The 17,136-nt window shown below is 70.1% G+C and carries 15 protein-coding genes; 7 read left to right on the top strand and 8 right to left on the bottom strand.

The annotated features are described in order from the left end of the window. Positions 1-24: 24 nt before the first annotated feature. On the top strand, positions 25-2,757 hold the full coding sequence (gene polA, locus ACYVGD_RS07335) for a DNA polymerase I (RefSeq protein WP_460742527.1): 2,733 nt from the start codon (positions 25-27) through the stop codon (positions 2,755-2,757). A gap of 43 nt (positions 2,758-2,800) precedes the next feature. On the opposite strand, the gene ACYVGD_RS07330 is transcribed toward polA, so the two are convergent. The 4 genes from ACYVGD_RS07330 to ACYVGD_RS07315 form a co-directional block, all read right to left on the bottom strand. Further along, positions 2,801-2,935 (bottom strand): hypothetical protein, encoded by a 135-nt coding sequence (locus tag ACYVGD_RS07330; protein WP_460742525.1) that lies wholly within the window; start codon positions 2,933-2,935, stop codon positions 2,801-2,803. A 114-nt stretch (positions 2,936-3,049) separates the two neighbouring features. Then, complete coding sequence (locus tag ACYVGD_RS07325) at positions 3,050-3,925, bottom strand: MaoC/PaaZ C-terminal domain-containing protein (RefSeq protein WP_460742523.1); 876 nt, start codon at positions 3,923-3,925, stop codon at positions 3,050-3,052. 4 nt (positions 3,926-3,929) lie between these two features. Then, complete coding sequence (locus ACYVGD_RS07320; protein ID WP_460742521.1) at positions 3,930-5,276, bottom strand: 3-oxoacyl-ACP reductase; 1,347 nt, start codon at positions 5,274-5,276, stop codon at positions 3,930-3,932. 2 nt (positions 5,277-5,278) lie between these two features. Beyond that, complete coding sequence (locus tag ACYVGD_RS07315; RefSeq protein WP_460742519.1) at positions 5,279-6,550, bottom strand: acetyl-CoA C-acetyltransferase; 1,272 nt, start codon at positions 6,548-6,550, stop codon at positions 5,279-5,281. A gap of 110 nt (positions 6,551-6,660) precedes the next feature. On the opposite strand from ACYVGD_RS07315, the gene ACYVGD_RS07310 reads away from it, so the two are divergent. Both ACYVGD_RS07310 and ACYVGD_RS07305 read left to right on the top strand, forming a co-directional pair. Beyond that, positions 6,661-7,293 carry a TetR family transcriptional regulator gene (locus ACYVGD_RS07310; protein WP_460742517.1) on the top strand — a complete coding sequence of 211 codons (633 nt, stop codon included), beginning with the start codon at positions 6,661-6,663 and terminating at the stop codon, positions 7,291-7,293. Positions 7,294-7,359: 66 nt separating this feature from the next. After that, the gene (locus ACYVGD_RS07305) at positions 7,360-9,354 is read left to right on the top strand and encodes an acyl-CoA dehydrogenase family protein (protein ID WP_460742515.1); all 1,995 of its coding nucleotides are present in this window, start codon (positions 7,360-7,362) and stop codon (positions 9,352-9,354) included. Positions 9,355-9,681: 327 nt separating this feature from the next. Here the strand turns inward: ACYVGD_RS07305 and ACYVGD_RS07300 are convergent, their stop codons facing one another. The 3 genes from ACYVGD_RS07300 to ACYVGD_RS07290 are packed head-to-tail and all read right to left on the bottom strand — an operon-like array spanning position 9,682 to position 11,539. Further along, on the bottom strand, positions 9,682-10,179 hold the full coding sequence (locus ACYVGD_RS07300; protein ID WP_460742513.1) for a WXG100-like domain-containing protein: 498 nt from the start codon (positions 10,177-10,179) through the stop codon (positions 9,682-9,684). Continuing rightward, positions 10,176-11,129 (bottom strand): hypothetical protein, encoded by a 954-nt coding sequence (locus tag ACYVGD_RS07295; RefSeq protein ID WP_460742511.1) that lies wholly within the window; start codon positions 11,127-11,129, stop codon positions 10,176-10,178. Before ACYVGD_RS07295 ends, ACYVGD_RS07300 begins: the two co-directional genes overlap by 4 nt. Beyond that, positions 11,126-11,539, bottom strand: a complete 414-nt coding sequence (locus ACYVGD_RS07290; protein ID WP_460742509.1) for a hypothetical protein — start codon at positions 11,537-11,539, stop codon at positions 11,126-11,128. Before ACYVGD_RS07290 ends, ACYVGD_RS07295 begins: the two co-directional genes overlap by 4 nt. Positions 11,540-11,781: 242 nt before the next feature. On the opposite strand from ACYVGD_RS07290, the gene rpsA reads away from it, so the two are divergent. The 4 genes from rpsA to ACYVGD_RS07270 all read left to right on the top strand — a co-directional run bounded on the left by rpsA (position 11,782) and on the right by ACYVGD_RS07270 (position 16,394). Then, positions 11,782-13,248, top strand: a complete 1,467-nt coding sequence (gene rpsA, locus ACYVGD_RS07285) for a 30S ribosomal protein S1 (RefSeq protein ID WP_460742507.1) — start codon at positions 11,782-11,784, stop codon at positions 13,246-13,248. Between the two features lie 86 nt (positions 13,249-13,334). Next, positions 13,335-13,928 carry a dephospho-CoA kinase gene (gene coaE / locus ACYVGD_RS07280; protein ID WP_460742505.1) on the top strand — a complete coding sequence of 198 codons (594 nt, stop codon included), beginning with the start codon at positions 13,335-13,337 and terminating at the stop codon, positions 13,926-13,928. Between the two features lie 97 nt (positions 13,929-14,025). After that, a complete protein-coding gene (locus ACYVGD_RS07275) occupies positions 14,026-15,459 on the top strand; it encodes a PrsW family glutamic-type intramembrane protease (RefSeq protein ID WP_460742503.1) in 1,434 nt (477 codons plus the stop codon). Beyond that, entirely contained in the window at positions 15,456-16,394 is a 939-nt protein-coding gene (locus tag ACYVGD_RS07270) for a hypothetical protein (protein WP_460742501.1), read from the top strand. Before ACYVGD_RS07275 ends, ACYVGD_RS07270 begins: the two co-directional genes overlap by 4 nt. 71 nt (positions 16,395-16,465) lie before the next feature. On the opposite strand, the gene ACYVGD_RS07265 is transcribed toward ACYVGD_RS07270, so the two are convergent. Beyond that, on the bottom strand, positions 16,466-17,136 hold a 671-nt coding region (locus ACYVGD_RS07265; protein WP_460742499.1), incomplete at its 5' end, for a transposase.

Genomic DNA, 17,136 nt, shown 5'->3' with positions numbered 1-17,136 from the left:
AGAGGTGGTCGATAGGGTGGCTTCGTGGCGAAACCGACGACGACCCCTGCCGTGCCCGAGACCGAGCAGCGCCCGCGACTGCTCCTGATCGACGGACACTCCGTGGCCTACCGTGCGTTCTTCGCGCTGCCCGTGGAGAACTTCACGACGCGGACGGGCCAGCACACCAATGCGGTGTTCGGGTTCACCTCGATGCTGATCAACGTCCTGCGCGACGAGCAGCCGACCCATGTCGGCGTCGCGTTCGACGTGTCTCGTCAGACGTTCCGCACCGAGAAGTACGCCGACTACAAGGCCAACCGTTCGGCGTCGCCCGACGAGTTCAAGGGCCAGGTCCAGCTCATCAAGGAGGTGCTGGACGCGCTGAACATCCAGCACGTCGAGCTCGACGGGTGGGAAGCCGACGACGTCATCGCCACGCTGGCGACCCAGGCCCCCCAGCAGGACATCGACGTGCTGATCTGCACCGGCGATCGCGACGCCATGCAGCTGGTCACCGACCAGGTGACGGTGCTCTACCCCCGCAAGGGCGTCTCCGACCTGGCCCGCATGACGCCCACGGCGGTCGAGGAGAAATACCTCGTGCCGCCCGCGCGCTACCCCGAGCTGGCCGCGCTCGTCGGGGAGACCTCCGACAACCTGCCCGGTGTCCCCAAGTGGGGCCCCAAGACCGCCGCCAAGTGGCTGACGGAATACGACGGCCTCGAGAACCTCCTCGACAACGCCGACGGGGTGAAGGGCGTTGCCGGACAGAACCTGCGCAACCACCTCGACCAGGTGCGTCTCAACCGCGAGGTCAACGCGCTGGTGCGCAACCTCGAACTGCCGGTATCGATCAGCGACCTGACGCGTGTCCCGTGGGACCGCGAGAAGACCCACGAGCTGTTCGACGCGCTCGAGTTCCGCGTGCTCCGCGACCGCCTGCTCGAGACCCTCCCGCCCGAGGAGACCGAGCCCGAGGGCGGGTTCCAGGTCGAAGGTGCCGTGCTCGGCGCGGGCGAGCTCGAGTCGTGGCTGGCTGACCACACCACTGGCGACAAGCGCACTGGCCTCGACGTGGTCGGCCACTGGTCGTCCGGCGCAGGAGACGTCACCGGTCTGGCCCTGGCGTCGTCCGACGGCTCCGCGGCCTGGATCAACGTCGCCGACCTCGAGCCGGCCGACGAGAAGATCCTCGCCGACTGGCTCGCCGACCCCGAGGCGCTCAAGGCGCTCCACGACGCGAAGGGTCCGCTGCTCGCCGCCTGGTCACGTGGGTGGGACCTGCGCGGCCTCGACTGCGACACCCAGCTGGCCGCCTATATCCTGCGCCCCGACCAGCGCACGTTCGACCTCGGTGACCTGGCGATCCGCCACCTCAAGCGTGAGCTGCGCGTCGAGGAGTCCGGCGCCGAGGGCGACGGCGACGACCAGCTCGCCCTGTTCGACGACCCCGCGGCCGGTCCGACCGCCGACGAGGCCGCCATGGTGCGCGCCCGCGCCGTCACCGACCTCGCCGAGGCGCTCGACGCCGAGCTCATCCACCGCCACCAGCTCCACCTGCTGTCCGACATCGAGCTGCCCCTGCAGCGCACGCTGGCCCGCATGGAGGCCTCCGGCATCGCCGTCGACACCGACGTTCTCGACAGGCTGCGCGACGAGTTCGACACGAAGGTCCAGGCGGCGGCCGACGCGGCGTACGCGGTGCTCGGCAAGCAGATCAACCTCGGCTCACCCAAACAGCTTCAGGTCGTGCTGTTCGACGAGCTGGAGATGCCCAAGACGCGCAGGACGAAGTCCGGCTACACGACCGACGCCGACGCGCTGCAGGGGCTGTACGCGAAGACCGGCCACCCGTTCCTCGAACACCTCCTGGCCCATCGCGACTCGATCCGCCTGCGCCAGACCGTCGACGGGTTGCTGGCCGCCGTCCAGGACGACGGCCGCCTCCACACGACCTATCTCCAGACGATCGCGGCGACCGGCCGCCTGAGCTCGACCGAGCCGAACCTCCAGAACATCCCGATCCGCACCGAGGAGGGTCGCCGCATCCGCGAGGCCTTCGTCGCGGGCTCGGGGTTCGAGTCGATCATGACGGCCGACTACTCCCAGATCGAGATGCGGATCATGGCCCACGTCTCGGCCGACGAGGCGCTCATCGAGTCGTTCCGCTCGGGCATCGACTTCCACACCGTCACCGCGGCCAAGGTCTTCGAGGTAGAACCCGGCGACGTCGACCAGGCGATGCGCGCCAAGATCAAGGCCATGAACTACGGGCTGGCGTACGGTCTGTCGGCGTTCGGCCTGTCCAACCAGCTGGGCATCGAAACCTCCGAGGCCAAGGTGCTGATGGACGACTACTTCGAGTCGTTCGGCGGCGTGCGCGACTATCTGCAGGGCATCGTGAAGGAGGCGCGGCGCACCGAATACACCGAGACGATCCTCGGTCGTCGCCGCTACCTGCCTGACCTGATGTCGTCGAACCGTCAGCGCCGGGAGATGGCCGAGCGCATGGCGCTGAACGCACCCATCCAGGGCTCGGCGGCCGACATCATCAAGGTCGCCATGCTCGACGTCGAGTCGGCGCTGGCCGAGGGGGGGCTGCGCTCGCGCATGCTGCTCCAGGTGCACGACGAGCTCGTGTTCGAGGTGGCGGCGGGGGAGCGCGAGGCGCTGGAGGCGCTGGTGCGCGACAAGATGGGCCATGCCGTCGACCTCATGGTGCCGCTCGACGTCTCCGTCGGTGTGGGCCACAGCTGGCACGACGCCGCTCACTGAGTGACTGCTACACAGAGCGGCCGGTCACAGGGCGACCGGTGGGTCAGGCGTCCTCGGTCGCGGGAACGGCCGTCCTGGCGGTGCGCGACGTGAAGCGCTGCTGGGCTCCCTGCTTGGTCAGCCCGTGGAGCTCGCCGAGTCGGCCCCACGACACTGTGGCGGCGCGTGCCTCCGCCACCTCGCCGGACTCGGCGCGCTCGCGCGCTGTGGACCTTGTCGACCAACTGCGGTGGGTTCCACATGACAGAACACCCGCCCAGCAGGCTGGGCGGGTGTCCGGTGGTCAAGCTCGTCAGGCGGTCGTCAGATCGAGCACCAGGTGGACCTTCGACGGGTCCTTCGGCGAGACGAGCGCGGCGGTGGTCACACCGGGCTTCGCCCCCTTGTCGACCACCAGCGCGACCTTGCCCGGCAGCAGCACCGGCTTGCGGAACCACACCCGCGACGTGCACGGCTCGTTGACGGCCGGGCCGAGCGCGGCGAGCGTTCGGGCATACGTCCACATGCCGTGCGCGATCGCGGTCGGGAAGCCCATCGCCTTCGCCGTCCACGGGTGGAGGTGGATCGGGTTGATGTCGCCCGAGACCGCCGCGTACGCCCGCCCCAGGTCCCCGGGCAGGCGCCACTGCGCCGACGGGTGGCCGGTCGGGACGGCGGGCGCCTCCACCTCGGGTGCCGCGTCACCGGCTGGCTTGCCGCGGTGGAGGTAGGTCGAGCGCGACTCCCACTGGGGCTGGCCCCCGAGCGTCACGCGGGCGCACAGGTCGACCGTCGTGCCCTTGGTGTGCGGCACGAGCCGTTCGGCCCACACCTCCACGTCGAAGCGCTCATCGGCGGTCATCGTCGCGTGGAGCGTCGTCTCGTTGCGGACGTGGACCAGACCCGCCAGTGGCAGGGGGAACGCCCGGGCTGCCATCAGCTTCGCCTGCAGCGGGAACCCCAGCAGGTGGGGGTAGGTGTGCGGCAGCGTGTGCGACAGGGGATAACCGCACAGGCGCTGGTAGCGCGCCAGGTGGTCGGTGTCGACGCGCACCTTCGACTGGGTGACATGGGTGTCGGGCAGCGTGCCCTTCCCGCCCGCCCGGCCGCGCGAGGTGAGGACCGCACGGCCGAACTCGCGGGCGAGGCTCGGCGTCTGGAATTCCGGCGACTTCGCGGTGTCGGTCATCGGCTCACGCGCCGATCATGTTCTGGCCGCAGACGCGGATCGTCTGGCCCGTGATCGCGGCGGAGGTCGGGCGCGCCAGGAACGCGATGAGTTCGGCGACGTCGACGGGCTGACCACCCTGCTGCAGCGAGCTCAGGCGGCGGGCTGCCTCACGGGTGGCGAACGGCATCTTGCCGGTCATCTCGGTCTCGATCAGGCCGGGCGCCACCGCGTTGACGGTGATGCCGCGGTCGGCGACCTCGTCGGCGAGTGCGTCGACCATGCCGATGATTCCTGCCTTCGTCGCCGAGTAGTTCGCCTGTCCGCGGTTGCCCGCGAAACCCGACTGCGACGAAAGGCAGACCACGCGGCCACCCTCGCCGAGGCCGTCGGGGCCGAGGAACGTCTCGTTCATCTGCAGGATCGAGCGCAGGTTGACGTCAATGACCGAGCCCCAGCGCTGCTCATCGGTGTTGACGAACAGCTTGTCGCGGGTGATGCCCGCGTTGTGGACGACGATGTCGAGCCCACCGTGACGGCGGCGCGCGTGGGCGAGGATCCTCGCCCCCGCGTCGGGGGCGGTCACGTCGACCATGAGGGCCGAGCCGTTGACCCCGTTGACGACCTTGGCCAGCGCGTCACCCGCGGCGGGGATGTCGAGGCCGACGACCGTCGCACCGTCCCGGGCCAGCACCTCGACGATGGCACGGCCGATGCCGCGGGCGGCACCGGTCACGACTGCCACCTTGCCGGCGAGCGGCTTCTCGGGATCGCCCGTCGCGGCCGGCGACGGGTTCTCGTCGATGCGAACGTTCTGGCCGTCCACGAACGCCGAGTGACCCGAGCAGAACCACTCCACGGCGTGGACGACCGAGTCGGTGCCGCCGTCAAGGGGGCCGTAGACGAGGTTGCCCGTGGCGCCGGCGCGGAGCTCCTTGGCGATCGAGCGGACGATGCCGTCGAGCGCGCGCTGGGTGGCGACCTCGGCTGGCGCGGTCAGCAGGTCGGGATCGGTGCCGACCAGCACGACCCGACCGTTGCGGCCGAGCTTCTTGACCGCCGGCGCGCCGAGGGCGCGAAGCTCCTCGAGCTGGGCCGGGTCACGCAGCGCCGACATGTCGAGCACGACCGCGCCGAGGCGCCTGTCGCCGGCCTCGTCAGCAGTCGCGACGACCTCGACGCCGTGGCCGCGGACCATCGAGGCGATGCCCTCGACGTGGTGGCCCGACCCGGCGACGAGCACCGGGCCGTCGCACAGCGGCGCGCCGGGGGTATGGCGGCGCAGCTCGACGGGGGAGGGCAGCCCGAGCTGCGTGGCGAGCTTCTTGCCGAAGCCCTCGGACACGAACTGGGTGTACGGATCGGTCGCCATGATCACGCCTCCACGATCGCGACGACGCCCTGGCCGCCGGCGGCGCAGATCGAGATCAGGCCGCGGCCCGAGCCCTTCTCCTTCAGCATCTTCGCCAGCGAGGCGACGATGCGGCCGCCGGTCGCCGCGAACGGGTGGCCGGCGGCGAGCGAGGAGCCGTTCACGTTGAGCTTCGAACGGTCGATCGGGCCGAGTGCGCCCGGCAGGCCGAGCTTCTCGCGGCAGAACTCCTCGGACTCCCAGGCCTTCAGCGTGCAGGCCACGGTCGACGCGAAGGCCTCGTGGATCTCGTAGAAGTCGAAGTCCTGCAGGGTGAGGCCGTTGCGCTCGAGCAGGCGCGCGGCGGCGTACGTCGGGGCCATGAGCAGGCCCTCGGCGCCGTGGACGAAGTCGACCGCGGCGGTCTCGGCGTCGACGAACCAGGCCAACGGCTCGATGTTGTGGTCGGAGGCCCACTTCTCGCTCGACATCAGCACGGCGGACGCGCCGTCGGTCAGCGGCGTGGAGTTGCCGGCGGTCATGGTGGCGTCCTCGCCCTTGCCGAAGACGGGCTTGAGCTTGCCGAGCTTCTCCATCGAGGAGCCGGGGCGCATGTTGCCGTCGGTCGTCAGGCCGAGGTAAGGCGTGACGAGGTCGTCGAAGAACCCGCGCTCCCAGGCGGCGGCGAGGTTGTTGTGGGAGTTCATCGCGATCTCGTCCTGCTCCTCGCGGCTGATGCCCCACTGCTTGGCGGTGATCGCCATGTGCTCGCCCATCGACAGGCCCGTGCGGGGCTCCGAGGTCTGGGGGACCAGCGGGGCGATGTCCTTCGGGCGCAGCTTCAGCAGGGCCATCGCGCGGTCGCGCGGCGTCTTGGCCCGGCTGAGCTCCAGCAGGACCTGGCGCAGGCCCTCGCTGACGGCGATCGGGGCGTCGGAGGCGGTGTCGGTGCCGCCGGCGATACCCGATTCGATCTGACCGACCTTGATCTTGTTGGCGACGTAGTTGGCCGACTGGAGGCCGGTCGCGCATGCCTGTTGGAGGTCGCAGGCGGGGGTATGGGGGTCGAGTGCGGTGCCGAGCACCGACTCGCGCACGAGGTTGAAGTCGCGGCTGTGCTTCATCACAGCGCCGCCGACGACCTCGCCGAGGCGCTCGCCACCGAGGCCGAAGCGGGCGACCAGGCCGTCGAGTGCCGCGGTCATCATGTCCTGGTTGGACGCTTTCGCGTACTTGCCGTTCGAACGGGCGAACGGGATGCGGTTGCCACCGAGGATGGCCACGCGGTTCGTCATCAGAGTGCTCCCTGGGTCGAGGTCGCCGGTGCTCCTGTGCACCGATCCGGGACCAATGTATCTGATACGGGCAGTAGCCGGAACCCTGCGTACCTGATAAATTGGCTGTCATGGTCGACGCCGACACCACCGCAGAGGGGCCCCGCGCCGACGGACGTGCCCTGCGCTGGGCCGAGCACAACGAGGCGCGGCGCAAGGAGCTCGCTGACTCCGCCCTGCGCGCCATCCGGGCCCACGGTGCGGGCGTCGGCATGGACGAGATCGCCGCCGAGGCCCAGACGTCGAAGACCGTGGTCTATCGCCACTTCGGCGACCGCGCCGGCCTCTACCGCGCCGTCGCGGCGAAGGTCGAGCGGCGCATCACCCGCCAGATCCGTGCCGCGCTGGACGAGCACGACGACACGCGCGCCCTCATCGCCGCCGTCACCGACGCATACCTCTCGCTGGTCGAGGCTGACCCCGAGGTCTACCGGTTCGTCCTGAGGCCGCCGCTGGTCGAGGGGCCGGTCGCGGACGCCGAGGTCTTCGGCATCACCGGTCGCGTCGCCGAGGTGCTCGCCGAACGGCTCGAACCCGTGATCGGTGCCGCCCGCGCGCCCACCTGGGCGACCGCCGTCGTCGGCTCGGTCCACGCCTGCGCCAACCAGTGGATGGCCCACCCCGCCTCCACCACCCGCCCGCGCCTCATCGAACAGCTCACGGAGCTGGCCTGGGGCGGCCTCGCCGGCGCCGCCCGCACCTGACCCCGACACCACCCTGAAGATCCCGATCCTGCAGAGCCGCCGCACGACGAAGTGAAAGGAACTCCGATGACCGAGACCCAACTGCCCCGCACGTCGCTGCCCAACACGCCACTCGCCGACGCCCTCATCGCCGCCACGGGTGGTCGCTGGGCCGCCACCCGCGAGCGGCTCCGCGAGCTCGGCGACGAGGCACCCGCAACGCCCCGTGAGCAGCTGTCGTTGGCCGAGCACCGCGCCTGGGTCGACGAGGGCATCGACTGGATCGCCTCCACCGGTCTGGCCGCCGACGGTTTCCCGACTCGACTCGGCGGCACCGGTGACGTCGGTGCGTCGGTGACCGGCTTCGAGATGCTCGGCCACGGTGACCTGTCGCTCATGGTCAAGGCCGGCGTCCACTGGGGCCTGTTCGGCGGAGCCGTCGCCAACCTCGGCCTCGAGCGCCACGCCCACCTCGTGCCGTCGATCATCGACGCGTCGCTGCCGGGCTGCTTCGCCATGACCGAGACGGGTCACGGTTCCGACGTCCAGTCGCTCCAGACGACCGCGACCTACGACCGCGAGACCGACGAGATCGTCGTCCACTCGCCGACCCCGTCGGCACGCAAGGACTACATCGGCGGTGCCGGTGCCTCGGCCCGCATGGCCGCCGTGTTCGCCCAGCTGGTCGTGCCCGGGGCCGACGGGGGGGAGGGTGAGCACCACGGCGTCCACTGCGTGCTCGTGCCCATCCGTGACGACTCCGGTGAGGCGCTGCCCGGCGTCACGTTGTCCGACTGCGGCTCCAAGGGCGGCCTGCTCGGTGTCGACAACGGCCGCATCATGTTCGACCAGGTGCGCGTCCCGCGCGAGAACCTGCTCGGCCGCTACGGCGACCTCGACGTGGACGGCACCTACCACTCGCCCATCGAGTCGCGTTCCCGCCGCTTCTTCACCATGCTCGGCACGCTCGTCCGCGGCCGTGTCTCCGTCGCCGCCGGTGCCGGCGCCGCCACCCGGTCCGCGCTCGAGATCACGACGAAGTACGCGCTGACCCGTACCCAGTTCGACGCACCGGGCACCGACACCGAGGTGACCCTGCTCGACTATCGGACCCACCAGCGCAAGCTGATGCCCGAGATCGCCACAGCGTACGCGCTGATGTTCGCCCAGAACGACCTGGTCTCCGACATGCACGACGTGCAGACGCGCCAGAGCGAGGTCGACGACCCGGCCGCACCGCCGCGAGAGGACGACCACCCGGCGGCCGGCGAGGACGCCCAGCGTCAGCTCGAGACGCTCGCCGCGGGGCTGAAGGCCTACACGACGCGCTGGGCGACCGACACGATCCAGATGTGTCGCGAGGCTTGCGGCGGCGCGGGCTACCTGTCGGCGAACCGCATCGTCGCGCTGAAGGCCGACACCGACGTGTTCACCACGTTCGAGGGCGACAACACGGTCCTGCTCCAGCTCGTGGCCAAGTCGCTGCTGACGAACTTCCAGCGGGCGTTCGGCTCGATGGACCCCGTCGAAATGGTGCGCTTCGGCTCACGCATGGTCGCCGAGACCGTGGTCGAGGTCACGTCGGCGCGCGGGCTCGTCCAGCGTCTGCGCGACACCTGGCAGTCGGAGCACGCCCTCACCGACCGCTCCGAGCAGGTCCGCCTCATCACCGAGCGTGAGACCCACCTCCTCGAGACGCTCGTCCGTCGGATGCGCCGCGCCGGTGACCAGAAGTCCGACGCGTTCGCCGTCTTCAACGGCGCCCAGGACCACCTCGTCGACACTGCCACCGCCCATGTCGAGCGCGTCGTCCTCGAGTCGTTCGTCGAGGGCATCGAGCGGTGCGGGGACCCGGAGGCCAAGGAGATGCTCGGCCGCCTGTGTGACCTGTACGCGCTGTCGACCATCGAGAAGCACCGCGCCTGGTACATGGAGCACGACCGTCTCAGCCCCGACCGCTCCAAGCGTCTGATCACGCTGGTCAACCAGCTGTGCGCCGACCTGCGACCGCACGCGCTCGACCTCGTCGAGGGCTTCGGCATCCCCGACGGCTGGCTGCGAGTGGAGATCCCGCAGGCCTGAGCGGGCTGGGACGGCGAGGGCCGCCCCGGTCGGGGTGGGGATCGCCGTGGTGGATGCCATCCAGCCCACGCGCACCGGGCAGCGGCGGCGACGGCCAATCCCGCCGTGCACAGACGGTGCGTACGTGCCCTTTTCTGTGGTGGGTCTTGTCGACCCGGAGGAGGATCGACGAGACCAACCACCGTCAGGAGACGCGTGGGTGATCGGAAGATGGACGCTCCGAATTTGTCGGCGCCGGTCGGTCTGGCCTCAGGCGCCGCGGCGGCGCGACCAGACCCTGGATGCGCTTGCCGAACAGGCCGTACATGGGGTTGCCCTGCTGCGTGGTCACTCGTTGCCCTCCACGGTGCTGATGGTCTTGGCGATGAAGGCCTCGATGGCCGCCTTCGTCAGGGCCCGCCAGATGGGGATCTGTGCGAGGGATGCCCCGAAGGTGGCCGCGGCCGCCGCGTACGCCTGGATCTCCTTCACCAGTTCGATGACGAGCTGGATGATCGCGTAGACCTTGAGGGCCAAAATGGCCGCCGCCGCGACGACGAGGACGCCGCCGCCGATCTGCAGGCCCGTCGCCGTGCGCGAGGCGGTCCGGGAGGGGCCGTCGAGCGCGACGACGTTCTTGCGGTAGGCCTCCGCGCTCTCGCCGGAGTTGGCCTCCAAGACGCGGCGCGCGCTCGCATCGGCTTCGTTGCTCACGTCGCGCACCTGCTCACCCATCTGCTGCCAGCGTCTGGCGTATTCGAAGACCTTGCCTTCGTCGCCCTCGGGCCACTTGATGTTCAGCTGGTTCAGCAACGTCACCAGGGCGTCGGGAAGCATGATGCTCATCGGTCGTCCTCCTTCGCGGCGGGGGCGAGCCCGGCCCACACCGACTTCTCCTGCTCCTCGTCGGTGTCCTCGTCCGCCGCCTCCTTGACCACGACCGTGCCGGCGGCACGGCGGTCGTCGCGGCCGGCTCCGGACATCGGCATGCCCATCGGGCCCGCGGCCGAGCCCGTCTCCGTCGCCGGTGTCGCCCACGTGGGGGCGCCGAGGCTCAACGTACGCAGCGCCCCGTTGAGGGGGGTGGGCGTCGCGCCGGCTGGTGCTGCGGTCGGCGCGGTGGAGCCGGGGCCGGTGGAGAGCGGTCCGGTGGGGGGCGGGCCGGTCATCGGTGCGGCATCCATGCCCGCGGCCCCGGTGCCGGGGTCGACGGAGGCGTCGGTGTCCTTCGTGGCCGACGGGTCGTCCGTCCCGTCGATCGAGCTGGTCTCGTCGGTCCCGTCAAATCCGTCGGTTCCGTCTGCCTCGTCGTAGCCGTCCGCGGCGTTGTCGTCGGCGAAGGGATCGGGCAGCTCGTCGGGAGCCTCGCCCGGGCCGGGCCGGTCGGTGATCTGGGGGTCGGGGGCCGTGGTGCGGGACACCTGGGGCGCCTCGAACTCGCCCACCTCCCCGGGCCCGCCGGAGGTGTCGATGCGGCGGGCGGTGGCGGTGTTGCGGGCCTCCGTCTCGGCGTGTTGCTCTGCGGTCTGCCGGAGCGCCTGGGCGTGGTCGTCGTACGCGCCGGCCAGCTCGCGCAGGCACTTGCCCACCCAGGTGATGGCCACCGCGTACATCGGATTGGCGCACCGGCCGACCAGGTCGTTGGTCCCGAGCACGCCGGGGTCGGAGCAGTGTGCCAGGAAGTCCTCGACCTGCTCGGTCAGGGTCCCGGCGGCGGCGCCGGTGTCCTGCGCGCCGCGTCGGTAGGCCTCGACATCGGTGACGTCATCGGCCACATGGGTGTCGGCGGGGCTCATCCGTTCGCCTCGTCGGAGGCACGGCGGAGCATGTTCTGCATGGTCCACAGGTATTCGTCGAGGGTGCGCTGGGCCTGGGTGCCGATCTGCTCGAGCTCGCGGGCCAGCTTGTTGGTGTCGGTCTGCTCCTGCGCCTTGAGGTGGGCGACGACGGCGGCGTCGTACGCGTCCAGTGCCGCATTGACCGCCTCTGCGACCAACCCGCCGATGTCGGCGGGGTCCCGGTCGAGGACGGAGTCGCGGAGGTCGACGGCCGAGACGCGGCCACGCGTGATGCGTACGGAGACGCCGGGGGTGGGGGATGCACCCGTGACGGTGACGTCGGGGCGGGTGGGTGGAACCTTCTGGGGCTCAGTCGCTGTGCGGACGGCCTCGGAGAGCGCGTCGAGCGACTGGGAAATCGTGCTCATGGAGCCTGAGGATAGTGAATCCATGGTGGGCTGCGTCACATGGTTCGCGTGAACGGGAGGTGAACCCTTGCGTGCACGATCCCGGTTGACCCTCGCCCCGCCGCGCGGCTAGTCTTGACCAGCGCTGTGGCCTGCGTGCTCCTCGGACGGAGCAGGAGCCGTGGGCGGGGTCGGATCACCATCTCGAGTTCGTCAGGGTCGCTGCGTGCAGAGACCATATCCATCCATCGGAGCCCTACTACATGACGTCCTCCCTTGAGGCCACCCCGCAGGTTGCAGTCGACGACCTCGGTTCGCCCGAAGCCTTCCTCGAGGCCATCGACAAGACCATCAAGTACTTCAACGACGGCGACCTGGTCACCGGCACCGTCGTGAAGGTCGACCGTGACGAGGTCCTCCTCGACATCGGTTACAAGACCGAAGGTGTCATCCCTTCCAAGGAGCTTTCGATCAAGCACGACGTCGACCCCTTCGAGGTCGTGTCCGTCGGTGATGAGATCGAGGCTCTGGTCCAGCAGAAGGAGGACAAGGAAGGGCGCCTCATCTTGTCCAAGAAGCGTGCTCAGTACGAGCGCGCCTGGGGCACGATCGAGAAGGTCAAGGAAGAGGACGGCGTCGTCACCGGCCACGTCATCGAGGTCGTCAAGGGCGGCCTGATCATCGACATCGGCCTCCGCGGCTTCCTCCCGGCGTCGCTTGTCGAGATGCGTCGTGTCCGCGACCTCCAGCCCTACGTGGGCATGGAGCTCGAGGCCAAGATCATCGAGCTCGACAAGAACCGCAACAACGTGGTCCTGTCCCGGCGTGCGTGGCTCGAGCAGACCCAGTCGGAAGTCCGCCAGAACTTCCTCACCCAGCTCCAGAAGGGCCAGATCCGCAAGGGCGTCGTCTCGTCGATCGTCAACTTCGGTGCGTTCGTCGACCTGGGCGGCGTGGACGGCCTCGTGCACGTCTCCGAACTGTCCTGGAAGCACATCGACCACCCGTCCGAGGTCGTCGCCGTCGGTGACGAGGTCACCGTCGAGATCCTCGACGTCGACATGGACCGCGAGCGCGTCTCGCTGTCGCTGAAGGCGACCCAGGAAGATCCGTGGCAGGCGTTCGCCCGCCTCCACGCGATCGGTCAGATCGTCCCGGGCAAGGTCACCAAGCTCGTCCCGTTCGGCGCTTTCGTCCGCGTCGAGGAGGGCATCGAGGGCCTGGTCCACGTCTCCGAGCTCGCCGAGCGTCACGTCGAGATCCCCGAGCAGGTCGTCACGGTCAACGACGACGTCATGGTCAAGATCATCGACATCGACCTCGAGCGTCGCCGCATCTCGCTGTCGCTCAAGCAGGCCAACGAGGGTGTCGACGTCGCCGCTGATGACTTCGACCCCACGCTGTACGGCATGGCCGCGTCCTACGACGACCAGGGCAACTACCTCTACCCCGAGGGCTTCGATCCGGAGACACAGGAGTGGAAGGAAGGCTACGAGGAGCAGCGTCTGGCCTGGGAGCAGCAGTACGCCGAGGCCCACGCCCGCTGGGAGGCACACAAGAAGCAGGTCGAGCAGGCCGAGCACGCCGATGCCCAGGCCGAGGTCTCGGCCGGGACTTCCTACTCCTCGGGTGGCGACGACGACACCGCGTCGGACGCCGTCGAGGGCTCGCTCGCCTCAGACGAGGCGCTGCAGGCGCTCCGTGACAAGCTGACCGGCGGCGCGAGCTGATCCACAACCGCTGACCACGCGACGACCCCCTCGCTCCCCGGAGCGCGGGGGTCGCTGCGTACCCGGACTCTTGCTTGGATGGACCCATGCGACGACGCGTGGGACTCACCGGGGGCATCGCCTCGGGCAAGACGACCGTGGCCCGACGATGGGCCGAGCACGGGGCGGTGATCATCGACGCCGACGTGCTGGCCAGGGAGGTCGTCGAGCCGGGGACGCCGGCGCTGCAGGCGATCCGCGCCCGCTTCGGTGACGGGGTGGTCGACGGCGACGGAGGCCTCGACCGGCCAGCGCTGGGCCGGCTGGTGTTCGGCGACGACGAGGCCCGCAACGCGTTGAACGCGATAGTCCACCCGGCGGTGCGTACGCGTTCGGCCGAGCTCGAGCGGGCAGCCGATCCGGGTGCGGTGGTGGTCCACGTCATCCCGCTCCTGGTCGAGACCGGTCGGGCCGGCGACTTCGATGAGGTCGTGGTGGTCGACGTGCCGCCGAAGACGCAGGTCGCGCGCATGCGTACGCGGGACGGATTCACCGCGGACGAGGCGTACGCCAGGCTGCGCGCGCAGGCCAACCGCGAGGAGCGTCTCGCCGCGGCCACACGCGTGATCGACAACGACGGCGACCTCGAGACGCTGCTGGCCGAGGCCGACCGCGTGTGGGCCGAGATCACCGCGGACTGACGGATTTACCGAATCGCAACGGGAACCTTCCCGTCTGCGATGGCGTAGTGGGCCCTTCTTCGGGAACCCTTGGTGAAGACCCGACCGAGGAGGACCCATGGACTGCCCGCGCTGCGGGGCCTCGACCCCGGAGGTGGCGCACTTCTGCCAGCGATGTGGCAACGACCTGCGCTCCCCGGACCTGGCCCGCCGCAAGACCTTCGCCGTGAAGCCCGACGAACCGGTGGCGTCGTTCGCCCTGGTGTCGACGATCATGCCCCGCGGGGCGTCCGATCGCCCCCAGACCTATCGGCTCGCGCTGATGATCTCCCTGACGGCGGCGCTTCTGGCGGCCATCTTCGGCGCCCTGCCGATCGCGGTGCTCCTCGCGGCCTTCGCCATCCCGATCGTCTACATCGTCTACCTGTACGACGTGAACCTGTGGGAGGACGAGCCGGTCGCGGTGACGGCCCTGGCCTTCGTGCTCACCGCTGCCCTCGGGGCACTGTTCCTCTGGGCGGTGCGCGCCTTCCTGCCCCAGGTGGCGATGACGCCCACGGGCGGTCTCGACGGCGTCGGCTCGTGGGCGCCCGCGCCCGCCCCGCTGCTCGTCGCGGTGCTGCTCGTGCCAGTGGTGGGGGAGGCGATCCGTCAGATCGGTCCGCTCGTGCTGGCCTCGCGCCCGGCGTTCGACGACCTGATGGACGGGCTGACGTTCGGCATCGTCTCGGGGGTCGCGTTCGCGACCGCCGACACGATGGTGCGTCACTGGGCGCTGTTCACCGGCGGCTTCGTCAGCGAGAACGATCCCGGCCTGTGGGCGTCCCTGATCTTCCTCGAGGGCTTCGTGAAGCCCCTCATCATGGGCACGGCCACCGGCATCGCCTGCGCCGAGTTCTCCGGGCTCGGCGAGGGCTACGACGGCTTCAGCGGTCGTTGGCTGCGCGGCGTCGGCGAGGCGATCGCCGCCAACGCGGCGTACGCCCTGGGCATGCAGCTGCTCGTCGCCGTGCCCGATGCCACGCTGCGCGTGATGGTGCAGGTGCTGTGGGCCCTCGCCATCCTCGGCGTGCTCATCATCCGTGTGCGCAACGTCCTGCACCACGGGCTCATGGAGGCCGCTCTCGAGTCGCACGCACGTCAGGGCATCGGCGACCACGCCGGCGCGGGGGACGGGCGCATCGAGTTCTGCCCGGGCTGCGAGATGCCGCTGCTGGTCGGCGCGTCCTTCTGCAATGCGTGCGGCACCGCGGCGCGTACGCGCAGCAAGCACGGGCGTGAGCCCAGCAGCGTGACGCTCCGCCGCGAGCACGCGATGGCCGCTGCGTCCGGCGCCGAGCAGGGTGAGCAGGCGGCGGCCCCGATGGCGCCGCAGGACCAGAGGTACGCGCCGCAGGACCAGCCGGCCCAGACGTTCGAGCCCCAGCCGGCGGATCCGAAGGACATGACCACGCTCCTGCCGCGGCCGGCCCAGACCGCCCAGGACCAGCCGGAGGGCCGAACGACGCTGCTGCCGAGCTCGGGCCAGGACGCCGAGGGGGAGCAGCGATGAGCAACCAGTACCCGGGTGGCTGGAACCAGCCGCCCCAACAGCCCCAGTGGGGAGGCCCCCAGCAGCAGGGCTGGGGCCAGCCCCAGCAGGCCCTGCCGCAGTGGGGTGGTCAGCAGCCGCAGGCCCCGCAGCAGCCCCAGCAGCCGTGGGGCCAGCCGCAGCAGCAGTTCGGAGCCCAGCAGCAGTTCGGAGGGCCGCAGCAGCAGCGGGGTGGTCAGCCGCAGCCCCAGTGGGGCGGCCAGCCGTCCGGGGGCGGTGCCGGCAAGATCATCGGCATCGTGGTCGGGGCGATCCTCGTGCTGGCCCTGATCGCGGGCGGCGTGATGATGCTCGGCGGCAAGGACGAGGTCGGCGGCGACATCCCGCCGCCGACCCTGCCGCCGTCCACGGCCGCCCCCTCGAACGAACCGTCGAGCAGCAGCTCGCCGCGCCCGAGCTCGTCGTCGCGTCCGTCGAGCTCGTCGTCGCCCCGTCCCACGGGATCGAGCGGCGGATCGGTCTCGCTCGGCAACGGGGTGAGCTTCAACATCGCTCCGGGGTGGACGAAGGTCACCTCGACGTCAAATTCCGTCATCCTGCGCAACGACGACGGCGTCATCGTCGCGATGTCGACGGGCCGCAGCCGTGGCGATGCCCGCACCGACGTCTCGACCCTCGTCGACGGCATGACGAAGAAGGGCAGCAACGTCCAGAAGTCGCCAGCCAAGTCGGTCGACATGAAGTCGTCAAAGATCGAGGGTGCCGTCCAGTCGGCCTCGATGACCTTCTCCGACGGTAACGGCTCGACCGACATGAAGCTGTCGGCGGTTGTCGCGCGGCGCACCTCGGACGACCTGGCGTTGGCCTCGGAGCTCATCGGCGCCTCGCGGGTCTGGAACGAGTCGGCCGTGAAGGACGCCGACGAGATGCTGTCGGACGCGGTCGGCACGCTGTGACGTCCTGATCGGCCTGCCGGCCGAGACCAGGCGCACCCTCCGCGATCAGGATCTGATGCTCCTATCTGGTGTCAAGCTGCTGTGAGCCATTCTCGGTAGCGGTGGGCGAGGTCGTCGCTGCGTCTCTTGCCGAGTTCGATCTCGGAGATTCGTGCGGGCCAGGTGCCGCAGGCTTCGGCGGCGTTGGTGAGGGTGATGTTCTTGGCTTGGCGGGCGGGTCGTAGGTCGGTGTAGTTCGGGATCTCGCAGTGGCCGGTCAGGGCGCGGTAGACCTCTTGGGCGAGTGCTCGTTTGAGGGAACGGTAGACGGCTGCGAGGGTCCAGCCGGCGTCGAGGTGCTTGTCGCGGTAGTCGCGGGTGCGTTGGTCGTGGCTCATGCGGACCTTGATGGCTTGGTGGAGGGCCCAGTTGGCCTGCCGGTCGCCGCCGCGGGAGAGGCGGTGGCGTTGGGTCTTGCCGGATGAGACGGGGATGGGGCTGGTTCCGCAGAGCGCGGCGAAGGAAGCGGGGCTGCGCAGCCGGTCGGGGTTGTCTCCGGCAGTGATGAGCAGGACTGCTGCCAGGGCTGGGCCGATGCCATGGATGGCGCGCAGCCCGGGATTCCTTGCCGTGGTGTGGGTGTCGAGTTGCGCGTCGAGGTCGTCGAGTTCGGCGCGCAGGAACTGGTGGCGTCGGGCCAGGCCACGGCTTTGCGGTAGCCGACGGTGGTGGTGGCGAACTCGTGATCGGTGACCTCCAAACC

It is taken from the genome of Mariniluteicoccus endophyticus, from assembly GCF_054780035.1.
The sequence above is the reverse complement of the archived record's forward strand: the minus strand, read 5'-3'. Positions and strand labels throughout refer to the sequence as shown.